We start from the raw sequence: 15,409 nt of genomic DNA, 5'->3' as shown, positions 1-15,409 counted from the left end.
TATTTATCAATTCCCACTTTCAAAAAAAAATTTCAAAAACTATTTTTTTTACATACCAACATAGCGACTGCGCCAGGAAGGTAATTTTCTGGATTATGTTCTTGCAATGAGGCTTCTAATTCATTGTCAGTAACAGTCCAAGTGAAGTCATCCTTGCGTAATCCATAAGACATTTGCATCACGGTAAAGTCTTGAATTAATGTTTGAAGTGATGCTTTATCGTAAATGCGATGTACTGGTGTTATGGCTTTTTTACCATAGGGAACTGTGAGAATAAATTTACCTTCTGGCTTTAAAAGTAAGTTAATTTGTTTAACAGCCTCTATGTCATAACTCTCTCCTTGTTCATCTCCATACCATCCCAAGCCGATATGTTCAAGAGTAGACAAAGCGATTACACAATCAAAGCTAGCTGGTGGGATTACGGGTTTACATATGTCGCTTTTGACAAACTGTAAGTTAGGGTGAAATAGAGCTATGGGGCGGATATCTATGGCTGTCACAGAGTAATTAAGAGTAGCTAGCTCATAAGAAAGTAAACTTTCAGCAGATCCAACATCTAAAATTTTGACTTTAGTGGAATCATATAAACGAGAGAGAGACTGTAATACAAAAACTCTCTCTAGTATTCTTTCGTTAGTACCAGCCCAAAAAGCTTCTCCATTTTCGCGATAGCCAACAATTATTGGTTCATTAAACCACAACCCACTTTTCATCTTTGCTTCTTCCGTAGAAGCAAAGTTATTAGTAACTCTATTATCAGCTTGCAGTTCAATAGATATTTGTTCTATTTTCTGTTCAAGTTGAGGTAAGGTTTCAATTTTCGGCTCAAGTTGAGATAACTGATCTATTCTTTTTTCCAGTTCAGGTAAAGTTTCTATTTTTGGCTCAAGTTGAGATAATTGGGCTATTCTTTTTTCTATTTCAGGCAGGTTATCTATTTTCGGTTTGAGTTGAGATAACTGGTCTATTCTTTTTTCTAGCTGAGTAATTTTTTCATTCAATTCTCTAGCTACTACAGAGTGTTCATAATTTTTCTGGATTAAACTATATATAACTTGTCTAATTACAGAATTAAAATAAACTTGCCTTTTTAAAATCGGCCATGATATTTTTTTGAGGATTTTCTTCAGAATTTTACTGAATTTATTAGTATAGATGTCATTAAAAAATAGTAAATAGTTGCCATCTATTTCTACAGAGTAGTCATTATGATTTTGTAGGGAATGACTATTTATTTTTATATCTATAGTGTTATTGAGTGTTCTAGCTTCTGTAGCTGTTTGTGAATCTTGTTGATTTTTGGGATTATCAGTTTTTATGGATTGCCAATAAACTTCCTTGATGCGCTCTAGTATCTTTGCGTATTCCATAATTACTTCCTGTTATGAGATTTTTATTTAAAATTGTGATTTTATGCAATTATTCTGTGAATATAAAATTGTATATTTTTTTAACTTGTTTATTTTATCCATAAATTGCTGATTAATAAGTAGCTGCTTAATAAGTATTAATACTATAGCGGTACATGATAAATATTCAGATTTTATCCAGTATTGATAGAATTTAAATATTGACTAACAGTCTCATTAGCGTTGCCTATAAAGCGGATTTTTCCCCGTTCGAGCCAAATTCCCTGATTGCAAGACTGTTGCACAAAATCTAAATCATGGGAGACTACTAACACTGTGGAATGATCATTCCACATTTTATTAATCCTTTGTTTACACTTTTGTTTAAAACTTTCATCACCTACAGATAAAACCTCATCCAATATTAAAATGTCTGGTTGGACATCTGTGGCAATAGCAAAACCTAGTCTTGCTACCATTCCTGATGATAATCCTTTGACTGGAACTAATCGATAGTCCTGTAATTCTGCAAATTCTAGAATAGAATCAACTCTTTGTTTCATTTCTGCTCTGGAAAATCCTAGTAGAACTCCATAGAGCATAATGTTGTCTATTACGGAAATTTCTGAGTCAAAACCTGCTCCTAGTTCGATTAATGGTGCGATTTTTCCTCTTACCTTAACGTTACCACTAGTGGGTTGCAAAATACCGGAAATTATTTTCAAAAGAGTGGATTTACCGGAACCATTTGCACCGATAATACCTATTTTTTCCCCTTCTTGTATGACCAAATTTATTTGGTCTAACACTAGTTTTTTTGCTGGCTTGCGATATTTTCCTTCTAAAACAGATAGAAGCGTTTTCTTGAGATCATAAGAAAATTCTTCTTGCGTCCGTCGCCATAAAGACACTTGATCTATACGAATAACTTCCATCTATAGTAAATCCATAAATTGATGTCGCCACATATGAAAACAAGACCATCCCAATGACAAAATAATGATGCCACTAAGTAAGGCTCCCCAAATCAAGCCTAAATCTGGGAAATTTCCAGATAAGGTAATTTGGCGTAGACTTTCAATAATTGGTGATAGTGGATTTAAGGATAAAAATAATTTTACCTGGGGTGGCACAATAGCGGCTGGATAAAATATGGGGCTAGTAATGCTGAGTATGAAGATAACTAATTCGTAGAAGTAGGGTAAATCTCTGAAAAATACATAAAGCGCGCTGATGAAAAATCCGATACCAGTGGAAACTAAAACTAGTGACAGAAATGGAAACAGCAGTGCTAAAACATTGACTATACTTTTAGAATTGATGAGTGCGATCGCCGCCAATAATGGAAATGCTCCCACGGCAAACTGAAAAATATTGGCTACCACCATTGAGACGGGGAAGACGCTCACCGGGAGACGAATTTTATTTAATAATGCCCCATTATTGACGACACTGGATAAAGCTTGGGATGTGGAGGATGAGAAGAAGTTAATCACCACTAAGCCAGTAAAGGCGGCTAGCACGTAGTTGACGATGGAATTACCGTAATAAGATGCGAATGTCGCACCAAAAATTGCACTATAGAGTGCTGTCATAATCAAGGGGTTCAATAGTGACCAATACACGCCTAATAGAGAACCTCTGTAACGCACTTTGAGATTCCGCATGACCAAGACTTGCAGCAACTCCCAGTAGCGGCGTATTTGTAGCCAATTTAAACTCTTTTGAATTGAAAGCGTCATTCGCACTCCAAGACCACACAGCACACATCAGTCATTCGCGCATTCTATCGTATTAGCGAGTACATTTCTGCACGAAACTAGGACTTAAGCTATATTTTCCCCGTAATGACTGAGTATCAGCCAGGTTCATCAAGTCTTGTCTCTAGCTGTCATAGATTACTCAATAACGACATTCCGCCAGACTCGTTTGCTTATCGGTTAGTTCCTAAAATTATTTGTCAGGAATTATTAACTTCTTTATAATCACACTGCTCCATAAAAGTCAACTAAAAAGACGCACTTAGCTAACAGCCAGTCTTTAGCGACTATCAGACTATCTCAATTTGTAGCCTCGCGATCGCCAAGACCTAACAACAATGGACAAAAGTCTGGCAATTGTTAGCCTGCATTAGACATAGGCAGATAATCCATTAAATTTCATTCATTTATCAACTATTTTAGAGATGGAATATAAAGCTAATGATGTCTCATTGATATCAGCAACCAAAACTAATGATGTTGATTTCTCAATTTGCATAAGAGCAGAGCTGAAGCCCTTACTACACAGGAATTATGCTGAAAAAATTAATGACGATTCGCTGATTATTTCTGCACTTTAGCCAGAAAGTTAATTAATCTCAATATAAAGATGAGTATTAAATGAGAAAAATGTTGAGTGATATATCGAAATGATTAACTGTGTATCGCATTCCCAAGGAAAATGTGAATAATTAAATAATTCATAAGTATGTTTAACATTGCCAGTAAATTGAATAACATATAGAAAATGTGCAGACGAGGGTATTAAATGGAGCCATTACAACAACAAATCCTAACTGTAAGTCATAAACTGGATGCCCTCTACCAGTTTATTGAGCAACTTGACACAAAAGTAGCACAAGCTATTTCAGAATGTTCTTTAGCTAAAACAAAAGCCAACGAGAGTTTTCATGAGAATCGAGAGATTAGCTATTCTCAGTTCAAAGGACAATTCAGCATCAATTCAGAATTAGAACACAAGGATGTATTAATCGATGGCATTTATTTAGATACGAGCAGCCAAAGTGGAGAAAAGAGCTTATCACCAGAAATTCAAATACAGAGACTTACAGCACAGCTGACAGCAGCCTACAATCGGATTGCGGCTTTAGAAGAACAATTACTGAGAGAAAGAATACATTAAGTTGCGATAGTTAAATTTACTCCGATGAAAATTTGCCGGAAGTTATGAGTCCGGTATTTTTGTTTTTATGGCCAAGTGCTGAGTAATGAGTGCTGTTAGCGGTAGCGCGGCGTTTAGCCGGTGCTGAGTAACGAGTGCTGAGTAATGAGTAATGAGTCGTGATAGCGTTTATTGCTGGACTTACGCAAAAATAACTTAACTTCGTCATTACGAGCGATCGCGTTCACAAAGTGTTCCCACAGGGTAGTAATCTCTCTTGACGTTGGGATTGCTTCCCTCAACTTTGTTTTGATCGCAAAGTCCTGTATGGATTGAAGATGCACTTGATTCTGCTCTGTAGGGATGTTTTACACAACGTCTCTACATCATTGTATTTTGGTCTAACTTAGCTAACGGACGCTCAAATAATTTGGCTGAGTTTTTTAAGTTGAGTTTCAATTGCTAGTAAAAGTTCTGATTGTTGCCAATCGTGACTGAGACTAGCGGCGATACAAGCAGCCCCCGCACCTACGCCTTCCTTTACAAATCCATGTTCATAGGCTCGGAGTTGGGGATAAGCTGAATGAGCAAAACTCAGCTGAGTAGCGAGTAGGGGAGGTGTGGAACTACTGGGATACTGGCTATTTTTGCCTAAACTGAGGGCGAGATTCACTGTATCACCTGTGGGATCTTCTGCTACCCAGCGAGTTGTTCCCACAACTACTGCTGCTGGCTGCCAAAATAAATCATAAGTTTCGGCGATCGCACTCATTAGAGCATAAACCGCTAGCATTTGCGTTCCACCTGCTAACATTACACCACAACGGCGACTAGCTGCGATCGCCATTCCCGCTACTACTACTTGCATGGGATCACCCACCGCCGCAGCTAATTCCAAAGGATCAACAGCAGAGTTAGAAGAATGGGGAGACAAGGGATTTTTTTCCACCTTGTCCCCCTGATTTTTTTGGTGCATCTTCTGCAAACCTTGTTGTACCACTTGCCATTTTTGTTCATGGTTACAAATGGGGTGGCTACTGTTAACTTTGCCAATTGCATCTATGCCCAAACCAGTCAAAATTGCTAAAGCTGTAGTTGTTCCACCTACAACACATTCACTCAAAATTAGATAACTTTCGCGTGTTTGAGTAGCGAGGCGATCGCCCCAAAGTAACCCTTGCTGAAATAATCTATGTACAATCGTTAAATCCATTGCTGCACCTGTACTTAAACACTGAGCCGGACAACCACCTAAATTAATTGCAGGTAAGGATAAAGTTTGGCTTAACCCAGCATTAAATAAATACAACGGTATATTTAATAACTCTACAACGGCACGAGAAATCAGCACAGGTGAAGCTCCAGCCGTTAGAGGAGGGAGAGAGTATTGGGGTTTGGGATTTGCACCATAGTATAAAAACTCAGCATCAGCACAAGCAGTATATTTCCGATCCTCTGGAGTCAAACCAGCTGCGGAGATTCCTGGTATTAAGGCAGTTTCTGTGAAACCTAGAACACAGGTAAACAAAGGTAAATGACCACGATATTTTTCTAGCCACGCTTCGCCCTGTTCTTTTTCGGTATAAATATTAATCATAAACTTTAAGAGTATAGTTTAACTATAGAACAAGTTAAATAATTGCAAAATATACAAACTGCAAAGTATACAGTAAAAATCTCTGTGAAAAACTAATTTAATCTCAGTAGTTAACAATAATTAGTAGTAATTGAAATGAGACTTATAATTTTCAGGATACAATGGCAAAATGATTTTATTAGTTTCATATTTCAGTACAATTATTAGCTCATGATCAGTTTCTTATCTTTGTAATGTATATTTTAAAATTTACACAATGAAAACCAATTTACCGATAAAATTGTCACACTTGCCCAATGCCCTGCCATTAGATGGTGCTATCCGTATTGAGTTAGTAGAAGGAGTGCCAATATTTCGAGCCTCTAGCTTAGTTCAGGGGAGAATTGAAGCATTATTAATTAAGCAAAAAGAATCAACAATTACTTTAGAGGAAGAAAAAGAACTTGATGAATATGAAGAATTAGATGATTATCTGAGTTTAGTAAATCGAATGATCAGAAATTCAGCAATAATTGAAAGCCAAAGTGAATTGTAGGGGATTAGAGATTTGTCTGCGAATCGATACATTAGTGAGGCTACTCAAAATCAAGTACGACAAAGAGCTAAGTTTTTGTGCGAATATTGTCACGCATCAGAACAGTGGCAATATGTGTCCTTCACTGTAGACCATATAATTCCTCTGACAAAAGGTGGCGCAAATTCAATAGACAATTTAGCTTTAGCCTGTTTTCATTGCAATCGCCAAAAATCAGATAAAATTAAAGCTTTTGATGAAGAGTCTTTATCAGAAGTACTTTTATTTAACCCGCGCATTGATAGTTGGCAAGAACACTTTATTTGGTCAATGGATTCACTCTTGATTATCGGCTTGACAGCAACAGGACGCGCGACAATTGCAGAATTAGCATTTAACCGAGCTAGAATAATTAATATTCGTTGTGCTGATAAAGAAATTGGCAGGCATCCACCAGCAGATGATCCAATTCAAAGTTGAAAATTTAGTATTTGATTTGGAGAAAAAAACTCAGTACACATTTATTTCTTCTTCCCTGTTCCATGTGTTCCCAGTTTCCTCCCTACGCAAACAATTTCAGGAATCAAAGCCGATTCCTATATATGAGGTTTGATCCAAGATTTAAACACTTATCTGAACTGTGTTTAGTCTAATGACTAATAACTAATGACTAATAACTAACTTTTAATAATCCATCAAAACTTGCACCCAATGCGGTGGACGAGGGATGGGATTACCTAGTCTATCTAACAATAACCAAGCGGCTAAATGTACTACAAATAAATAGATGAAGTTATGAACAATAAATAAAGCCACTGCACCTACTTGGATGAACAACACATTGGGACTAGATAACAATCCAAATAGCGAGAATATCCAATCTGTCAATCTAGTGACTTGATTGATGGTGTAAACCCAAAGGTCTTCTCCTGACAAAATAGACAGCAGCCACAACTGGAAAAAGTTTCCCAAAGTTGCTAATAATGTCCCCAAAGTGATAGAAACTAGCCAAGGAACACGACGATACCACGTAGCCCCAAGTAGCACACCCATAAAGGCAAAAGGCATCACAAATAATAAACTGCGAACTGGCCCCATGAGTACCGACAAAAGTAACCCAGAGGTAACAGCAGCAATCCATGCAGCCCGTTTACCCCACCGGAGATAAACTAAAGCAATGGGGACAGGGAAAAATATCCGTAAGACTGGCCCCAAAGGAAAGTAAAAATTAATAAACCAAATCAAACTAGCCGTACTAGCTAAAAACGCTGTTTCTACCATTCTTAAAGGCGCATCAACCTTTAATTGTGGTCGTTTTAACTCTGCTGGTTGATCTGACCATTTCTGGGTTGAAGATTGAGAAGTGGAATTTTCCTCTGGTTCAGAGGGTGGGGAATTTAGAATACTCATGGGGATTGGGGATTGGGGATTGGGGATTGGGGATTGGGCGATTCAATGAGTGGATTTTGGATTGGAATTCAATTTAAAATCCAAAATCTAAAATCTAAACTTTTTTCCCCTAAACCCTTACAGCATAGCTCTGTAAACTTTAACCTAGACTTTAAACTAGATTAAACGATTCTTTTTTCTAAAGCCGACAAATCGGGAATACAAATATTGTCTTGATCTCGCTTTATCAAGCCTTTTTTTTCCAATCTTGTCAATACTCTAGTTACAGTCTCCCGTGCTAGTCCACTCAAACTGCTGAGTTCTCTATGAGGTAAATTAGGGATTTCCGTTCCGGTTTGTCCTTGTTTACCTTGACCATCTGCCAAAAATAATAATGTATCTGCTACTCGTGACTGACTATCAGATTCTCGCAACCGCAGACGGCGATTTACTTGGCGTAATCGCCGCGCCATCAGTTGTGATAGACGAATTCCCGCTAAAGGTTCTGTATGGAGTAATTTAACAAAATCTTGCGCTGGCATACTGCCGATTACTGTAGGTGTCAGAGTAATAACATCTGTAGAACGGGGTACTTCATCTAAAGCCGCCATTTCACCGAACAATTCCCCTTTACCGATAATATTTAGTGTTACTTCTTTCCCTTCCAAATTATATGTACGAATTTTTACCCAACCTTCAAATATAAAATATACAGAACCCCCCCAGTCATTTTCTAGTAGTATGACTTGATTAGCTGGGTGGGTGCGGGTTACGAGATGGTTAAGAGCTATTTCTACAGAGGTTTCTGGTAAACCTTGAAAAAAGGGAGCTGAGTTTATCCAGGGATTGTCTTCCATTACGACATTATTCAAGCGGCTAAAGGGAAACTAAACGCTATATCTAGCCTAAGCGATCGCTTTACACTTAATTTTAAAAGAGAACTCAGTATGTGGCAAAAGCAAGTATATTAGAGGATTTTTACACAACTTATGGTATCCAAGGTTGTTAATTTTTGCGAATTGGGGATTGGGGATTGGGGACTGGGGGTTGGGGATTGGTGATTGGGGACTGGGACAAGGTAGACAAGGTAGACAAGGGAGTATTTATTTGTCTCTCATCACTCAGCACTCATTACTCATTACTCATTACTCATTACTCAGCACTCAGCACTCACCACTCAACATGGCGATTTGAATTTTTTTGTGTTTTTATACTATGAAGTCCTTCAAACTGTAATATCGCCTAGTAAACTACCTCATATTAGCAGTTTCAGAATAATTTGATGTTTTGAGACTGTCACTAGCTCTAAATCATTGCCCAATGGCGATTAACTCCGGTGGGGCGGAGTCTATCACCTCTGGCAAATTGACGCAACGCTACTATTTTCAGTTATCCATCCCAAAAATTGATTGTAAATTAATTTACACAGCCAGTTAACCTAAAATTTTAGCTAAGGTAATTTAAAGTGACTTCCCGCAAAGATGAACTTCAAAAACTAATTGCAGATATTGACAACTTGCTTAACAGCAGTGGTAAACGCTTACCTAAGCTTTTGTCTAGTCAAGCGCAAGAGCCAAAGGAAGTTTTAGAAAGAACGCGTGATTTTTTAATTCAGTTACAAACATCAGAGATATCAGAGAATTCTGAACAGAACCCCACTAGTGCAGTTTCTCCTAAATCGCCTTTGTTAGTGAAGTTTATCGACCAAGGACAAAATCCCCCCACGCCACCAACAGCACCCGCCCCCGATTTTCAAGAATACACTCATTCTCTGGTAACACAGCTGCAAAATGATTTGTCCGCCTGTGTCCAACCCTTGCAAGGAGAAGTTACAGCCTTATTGCAAGAACGGGCGATTTTGGTGCAAGAAATTCGACAGTTAGAGCAGAAGCGATTACATAATTACTCTCTCAGCCAACAGTTGGCAAATCAAGAGCAAATTATTACTGAATTTTTACAAGTTTTAATGAGTCGCCTTGTCCCCGCTTTAACACCCAAAATGATTGAGGCGGCGGCAAATCACTCTAGTGAACCGCAAAATTATCAAAATAGTCTAGAAATTCCACCCAACCAACATCAAGCTTTGTGGGAAGCACCAGAACAAACTCAACGCTTAACACAACTAGCTCAGGAATTGGATCAACGTTTATTATCTTTGGATGGGACTGTAAATGTTGTCTTCGATGCCCTACAGCGCAATATTAATACTTATCATGAATCTTTATCGCAAGCATTGACGAGAATGCACAGTACAGGTTTACAAGGTGAACATTTACTGGTAAACCTCTTAAATAATTTAACACAAATTATACAACAGAATCTAGCTAATTACCCTGTAAATACTTCTAAATTAGAAACTCAACCCCTGACTACGCCGATATTATCAACTACTACAGCTACTACTAATTTATCGCAGTCGGATAATATTGATATATTTGATACATTAACACCAGAAGAGTCACAGCCAGTGGCAACAGCATCAGTGTCTAACATTCTAGACGAGCCTGAAACGTCGGAATTTGAAGCCCTGATGACAAATGAACTAGATGAGATGCTTTTGCAACTGGGTATTGATGAGTCTATTTCTACTGACAATTTGACTACACCAGATATCTTGTCTCCAGAAAGTGGGCAATCAACAGATGATGAGGTTGATCTAATTTACGCCAGCTTGTTTGGCATGGACAATTTCACCGCCATTCTGGAATTGACTTCTGAGTCAGTCATAGCAGATTTATCAGAGGAAGATACGGCTACTAGTATATCTGTAGCACCGCAAAATGTACTGGCAGAAGTTGATACAGCCGCAATGATGCCGGATGCTTGGTTTGATCAATCAGATACAGATTTTTTGGATCAGCCTGACTCCCCAGAAATTACAGATGCGTCACTGGAGACTATAGACTCTCTACCTTGGGAGGAATCGCCACTCCAGTTAGAGGAGGAAGTAGACGACTTACAACCAATGGTGAGTTTGGAAACGCTGTTTGAAGATACTGCACCAACCCAGAGTGTTGATGATGATTTAGGTTTGCCGGAACTACAACCGGCTAGTGAAGATACAATTACATCTTTAACTGATTTATTTGGGGATGTAAATATTACAGAAGCATTGACAGTTCAGCCATTAGAAGTCACTACCCCCAATACCACACTGCCACCATCACCACCAATTACAGAACCGTTAGCAGTTGAACATGAAATCACGGACAATTTAGCTGTGGTTGAGGAAAAAGTTGAGTCAGAACCATTACCCTTAAAGCCAAAACAACCAGAATCATTACCTGAACAATTTATTCCCGCTTCACCCCAGGAAAATTTACTCTCGCCGGAAGTCAACTCTTTAGCCAATCTCCCAGAAATTTCCCTGAATGAAGAACAATGGCTGAAATTACATCAAGATTTAGCCAAACTAGAAGCATCGAGTCCCCAGTCTCCAGTCATTGGTTTGGAAAGTGCCGAGTTTTGGGCAAAGGATCGGCAACAATTAGAGCAAGAAGCAAAAGACAATACACCAAGTTTCGACGCTTCCCCATCACGGCCGATCGCTTCACCCCAAACAGCATCCACCTTTGACTTTAGCCCTGCTGAAAAAAAAAAGGAAGCCACAACTACAAATTACGAGAGTTCTGTAATCACGCCTGATACTCCCGTTGACAATAGAGAAACTGCACCGGAAACTTTAGACTCAGTTTGGTATTTAGGTATTGATTTAGGAACAACGGGGATTTCTGCAACTTTATTAAATCGTTCTACAGGCGTTGTTTATCCGATTTGTTGGTCAGCAGAACAGCAACCAGGAACTAAGACTTTCCAGCAATCCTTCCGTTTACCAGCAGAGGTGTACTTGCCAAATGCTTCTGCACCGCCAATACAGAGTCATGGAGAAAATCAAGGATCACATCTGAAAAATCATCTGTATTCGGCACAGTTAAAACCTTACTTACAGGTTGCAATTCCCTACAAAAATGACCAGCAAAAATGGCAACCTGTGCTGCAATTCAATGAATTTTCGGCAGGGCCGTTAATTTGGGTAGTGCGATCGCTCTCGAAGTTACTTTTGACTCTCAAAGCCGACCGCGATAGTACCACCCAAGGATTAATTGCGACAGCCGTAGGTTTAGACGATACTACCTTTCATCAAATTGTCAGTCAGATTGCAGGCGTAATTTGTAACTGTCCATCTACTTGGTCTGAACAATATCGCTTTAATGTGCGGGAAGCTTTACTGACAAGTAGACTAGTGCAGCACCCACAGCAGGTATTTTTTATAGAAGAAGCGATCGCTAGTCTACTCAGTGTCCTGAATGGGGCTAACGGTGAGACGGTACAATTCAGCACATACAAAGGGTTGACCCCAGTACAAAGCCACGATGGGGTGATGATGGGCAATACCTTGGTGATTAATATCGGTGCAACCGCTACGGAAATGGGGCTAGTGGATGTCCCAGAGAATATACAGCCACTCACCCACAATGATTTTATGGTGCATGGTTTTGCCTATGCAGGCAAAGGCATAGAACAAGATATTATCTGTCAATTGTTATTACCGCCCAAATACCGCCAATCTCGCTGGCAAAACCCAGAGGATCGCCAGCAAACTCATCATTCTGCTTCACAATGGCAATCAGCCTTTCCTAATTTAGATGGCGTAGAGTGGCAAAGTTTGAATTTAGATGATTTAGAATTACCCCGTGTAGGAGAACCTGACACTCAAGCCAGAATTTTGTTGCAACAACACTTAGAAAGTTCCCTACTCGGACAAGCTGTCTTAGATGCAGCCTTAGCTTTAAAGCTGATTTTGCAACGTCAAGAAACCTTTAGTTTTGAATTAGCTGATCAAAAGTGGACTTTACAGCGTCGAGATTTAGAAACTCAGGTCTTTGTTCCCTTTGTGCGGCGGTTGAATCGGGAATTGAATAAGCTATTGGTAGCCCGTGGTATTCCCACGGAAGCGATTAATCAAGCAATTTTGACTGGTGGAGTAGCAAATTTAGCTGTAGTTAATCGTTGGTTGCGCCAGAAACTCCCCAACGCCAGAATTATTCAGGACGCATACCTGGGTGAAAACGGCATCCCCAACTGTAGCCGTGTAGCCTATGGTTTAGCTTTATTACCACTACATCCCCAAGTTTTAGAAGAATCTCGCCATCAGTATACAGATTACTTCTTGTTTACAGAATTGCTGCGATTGCTGCCCAACCGGACTTTGATGTTTGGGGAAGTTTTGCAACTATTTGAAGCGCGCGGTATTAATACCAGCACTTGTCAGCAGAGACTTTTGGCATTTTTAGAAGGGGAAATTCCACCAGGATTAATCCCTGTAAATCCTGAATCAACTTGGTTAACACAACAATCGCAAACTAATTCCGATTATCAGGCGATCGCTACCACACCTCTATTTACCAAACAAGGAAATCTCGGCTATCGTCCCGACTTCACCCAACTGCAAACTTTCCATCGCTATCTAGATGCTGTCAAAGCCAGCACTCAGCAGTCCTGGGATGAGCCTTATACTCTTAACTTCTCGGTAGTGAGAGTGTAGGTGTTGTACCTTTAGCATATTAAGATTGGCAGGGGGCAAGGGAGAGAGAATTTTGAATTGAGAGACACCCCTAACCCAAATACTTATCAAAAGGTAAAGTTTCTGGGTAGAAACTGACAGCAGCACAGATAATTGCCTCAAAGCTCAACTATTAGGAGAAGCTAGAGATGATTTTTCCTCGTACGCGTAGGGTCTTAGCTGCTGTGTTGCTGTCAGTGTTATTACTGACTACAGCTTGTACAGCCAAAGCACCAGGCCGTTTTGATCAAGTACAACAAGAAAGCAGTCGTCAAAAAAATGGTCAGGCGGTTGCGAAAAATGCGACTCAAGGGAGTGAGTTCAATAAATTTTTCCCCAGTGAGGAAGCTGATTATCAACGAGTCTACACTCAAGAGAAAAAGGGTTTTGCTGAAGCTAAATTAAAAAAAGCTGGTAAAGACGTAGCAGTGTTATCGATTTCGGATACTAGCAGTACACCAGGCGCAGCCGCGAAGTTTTCTAACAGTACGAAAAACATCGCTGGTTATCCGGCTGTGGAAGTAGGTAATACTCAAACTGCGGTGTTAGTGGGTAAATATCAGGTAAAAGTATTATCGCGTTCCCCATCATTTAAAGCTAGCGATCGCGCTGATTGGATAGCCAAATTTAATTTAGATGGACTAGCCAAACTCAAATAGGCTGCATTCACACTCAAGAACAGAGTGGAAAATACTTTGTCATCAAGAATAATCAAATCTAAATTAGGAGATTTTTGTGAGCAAACCAATTTTTGAGTTGGTTGATCAATTACCAACAAGTGGCTTGACAATTTCCATGTTAAACGCCTTAGATTTTGTCGCTCCTGGTGAGTGGCAAAATACAGTCGGCTTTGTCAATACTATTAAGACTGTCACTGGTGAAACTGACGATAGCTTAATTCAGCAAATTGGCGAACGAGCAATCTATCTTTATAATGATCGTTCCCAAGGATATCAAACAGCAATGTGGCTTTATCAAACTGTTGACAATACAGATAAGGCTTTAGGTGCAGCAGCTTTAGCTAATAAAGTTGGTGAAAGCATTCCACTTTTAGGTTTTCTCAACTCAATTACTCCCAAAGCAGATCAGGCTCAAGTCATCGATTTATCTTTGAAACTAGTAGCGGAATTAGTCGCTTTTTGTCAAATTAATGGCATCCCTGGCGATAGCATCGGCGATTTTGTCGCTTCTTTAGGAGAATACAGTGGCGAATCCCTAATTCGTATGGTGGCTTTAGTCTGCGTTGATGGTTTGATACCCTTGGGGCCAGACTTTATCAATAAAGCTTTATCTGGATTAAGTCAAACTAACCCCAATGAGTTAGATAAAAGTTCTACTTTCCAAGGAATGAAAGATTTAATTCCTGGTAATAATGTGGGCAGTAAACTCGATTTTATTGGTAACAGCTTAGATTCAGTCAAAGGTTGGATGGGTGGCATTGTCTCTGCAAATAATTTAAGTCCCCAAAAAGTTGTGGGTAATTTGCAAAGTTTTATTCAATTTTCTGATGACAAGCTAGATTATCTAGCAGCCTTTTTAGATGTATCTACCAATTACTACGAACACACTGGTACTCAAACCCTAGCACGCCGTTTAATTGAACGCGCAGTGGCAGAGATTTAACAGTTTACACATATTTAGATACCCCTAAAGTCCTCTTTTTAAGGGGACTTTAATTTTGTTTTTTGTTCCCCCTTTTTTTAGGGTGGCTAGGGGGCAATACGGTTCAGTTAAGAAGAAATGTAGGTTGGGTAGAGCGATAGCGAAACCCAACAAAAGCCTGTATGTATCGGGTTTCGTTCCTCAACCCAAACTAAACTAATTTTTATTTTTAGCCTTAACTGAACGGTATTTAGCTAGGAGGGATCAAATTATATGCAGCTTCATAAATAATTGAGATGAACTATATATTTCAGTGCTATTACTTATAAATATCTAAACATTAAAATATTAATTCAGTGGAATTTAGAATTGATTTTTATTGCAAAATAAGCATTAATTAAGTGGTAATACTGAAGCAAAAATTATTAAATTTTTTTGTTTTGAAGATATATTCTTTGTTAAAGAATATTTGGATAATAATAAATTTTAGGGAATAATAAAATTAAATC

The 15,409-nt window shown here is 38.9% G+C and carries 14 protein-coding genes; 7 read left to right on the top strand and 7 right to left on the bottom strand.

From position 1 onward, the window contains the following. Positions 1-32: 32 nt before the first annotated feature. The 3 genes from ACQFX9_RS08855 to ACQFX9_RS08845 all read right to left on the bottom strand — a co-directional run bounded on the left by ACQFX9_RS08855 (position 33) and on the right by ACQFX9_RS08845 (position 3,094). Positions 33-1,373 carry a DUF268 domain-containing protein gene (locus ACQFX9_RS08855; protein ID WP_427161644.1) on the bottom strand — a complete coding sequence of 447 codons (1,341 nt, stop codon included), beginning with the start codon at positions 1,371-1,373 and terminating at the stop codon, positions 33-35. Positions 1,374-1,546: 173 nt separating this feature from the next. After that, positions 1,547-2,287, bottom strand: a complete 741-nt coding sequence (locus ACQFX9_RS08850; RefSeq protein ID WP_427161643.1) for an ABC transporter ATP-binding protein — start codon at positions 2,285-2,287, stop codon at positions 1,547-1,549. Next, positions 2,288-3,094: an ABC transporter permease gene (locus ACQFX9_RS08845; RefSeq protein WP_427161642.1), complete on the bottom strand. Its 807-nt coding sequence runs from the start codon at positions 3,092-3,094 to the stop codon at positions 2,288-2,290. 787 nt (positions 3,095-3,881) lie between these two features. On the opposite strand from ACQFX9_RS08845, the gene ACQFX9_RS08840 reads away from it, so the two are divergent. After that, positions 3,882-4,256 carry a hypothetical protein gene (locus tag ACQFX9_RS08840; protein WP_427161641.1) on the top strand — a complete coding sequence of 125 codons (375 nt, stop codon included), beginning with the start codon at positions 3,882-3,884 and terminating at the stop codon, positions 4,254-4,256. A gap of 113 nt (positions 4,257-4,369) precedes the next feature. Here ACQFX9_RS08840 and ACQFX9_RS08835 read toward each other — a convergent pair whose 3' ends face one another. Beyond that, positions 4,370-4,537, bottom strand: coding sequence for a hypothetical protein (locus ACQFX9_RS08835; protein ID WP_427161640.1), 168 nt, complete (start codon positions 4,535-4,537; stop codon positions 4,370-4,372). A gap of 119 nt (positions 4,538-4,656) precedes the next feature. Next, entirely contained in the window at positions 4,657-5,832 is a 1,176-nt protein-coding gene (gene cobT / locus ACQFX9_RS08830; protein WP_427161639.1) for a nicotinate mononucleotide-dependent phosphoribosyltransferase CobT, read from the bottom strand. 256 nt (positions 5,833-6,088) lie between these two features. On the opposite strand from cobT, the gene ACQFX9_RS08825 reads away from it, so the two are divergent. Then, the gene (locus ACQFX9_RS08825) at positions 6,089-6,367 is read left to right on the top strand and encodes a hypothetical protein (protein ID WP_427161638.1); all 279 of its coding nucleotides are present in this window, start codon (positions 6,089-6,091) and stop codon (positions 6,365-6,367) included. A 12-nt stretch (positions 6,368-6,379) separates the two neighbouring features. Then, positions 6,380-6,826 carry an HNH endonuclease gene (locus ACQFX9_RS08820; RefSeq protein WP_427161637.1) on the top strand — a complete coding sequence of 149 codons (447 nt, stop codon included), beginning with the start codon at positions 6,380-6,382 and terminating at the stop codon, positions 6,824-6,826. Positions 6,827-7,030: 204 nt separating this feature from the next. Here ACQFX9_RS08820 and ACQFX9_RS08815 read toward each other — a convergent pair whose 3' ends face one another. Then, a complete protein-coding gene (locus ACQFX9_RS08815; RefSeq protein ID WP_427161636.1) occupies positions 7,031-7,756 on the bottom strand; it encodes a DUF2232 domain-containing protein in 726 nt (241 codons plus the stop codon). A gap of 161 nt (positions 7,757-7,917) precedes the next feature. Then, entirely contained in the window at positions 7,918-8,592 is a 675-nt protein-coding gene (locus ACQFX9_RS08810) for a Crp/Fnr family transcriptional regulator (RefSeq protein ID WP_103135626.1), read from the bottom strand. Positions 8,593-8,737: 145 nt separating this feature from the next. Between ACQFX9_RS08810 and ACQFX9_RS08805 the strand changes: the two genes are divergently transcribed. The 4 genes from ACQFX9_RS08805 to ACQFX9_RS08790 all read left to right on the top strand — a co-directional run bounded on the left by ACQFX9_RS08805 (position 8,738) and on the right by ACQFX9_RS08790 (position 14,921). Further along, a complete protein-coding gene (locus tag ACQFX9_RS08805) occupies positions 8,738-8,929 on the top strand; it encodes a hypothetical protein (protein ID WP_427161635.1) in 192 nt (63 codons plus the stop codon). 271 nt (positions 8,930-9,200) lie between these two features. After that, on the top strand, positions 9,201-13,280 hold the full coding sequence (locus ACQFX9_RS08800) for a hypothetical protein (protein WP_427161634.1): 4,080 nt from the start codon (positions 9,201-9,203) through the stop codon (positions 13,278-13,280). A gap of 167 nt (positions 13,281-13,447) precedes the next feature. Next, positions 13,448-13,957 (top strand): hypothetical protein, encoded by a 510-nt coding sequence (locus tag ACQFX9_RS08795; RefSeq protein ID WP_236141832.1) that lies wholly within the window; start codon positions 13,448-13,450, stop codon positions 13,955-13,957. A 76-nt stretch (positions 13,958-14,033) separates the two neighbouring features. Next, positions 14,034-14,921, top strand: coding sequence for a hypothetical protein (locus tag ACQFX9_RS08790; protein ID WP_427161633.1), 888 nt, complete (start codon positions 14,034-14,036; stop codon positions 14,919-14,921). Positions 14,922-15,409: the final 488 nt, after the last annotated feature.

Source organism: Aliinostoc sp. HNIBRCY26 (genome assembly GCF_050235535.1).
Classification (GTDB): domain Bacteria; phylum Cyanobacteriota; class Cyanobacteriia; order Cyanobacteriales; family Nostocaceae; genus Trichormus.
Note: the sequence above shows the minus strand (reverse complement) of the source record. Positions and strands in the feature narration are given on the sequence as shown.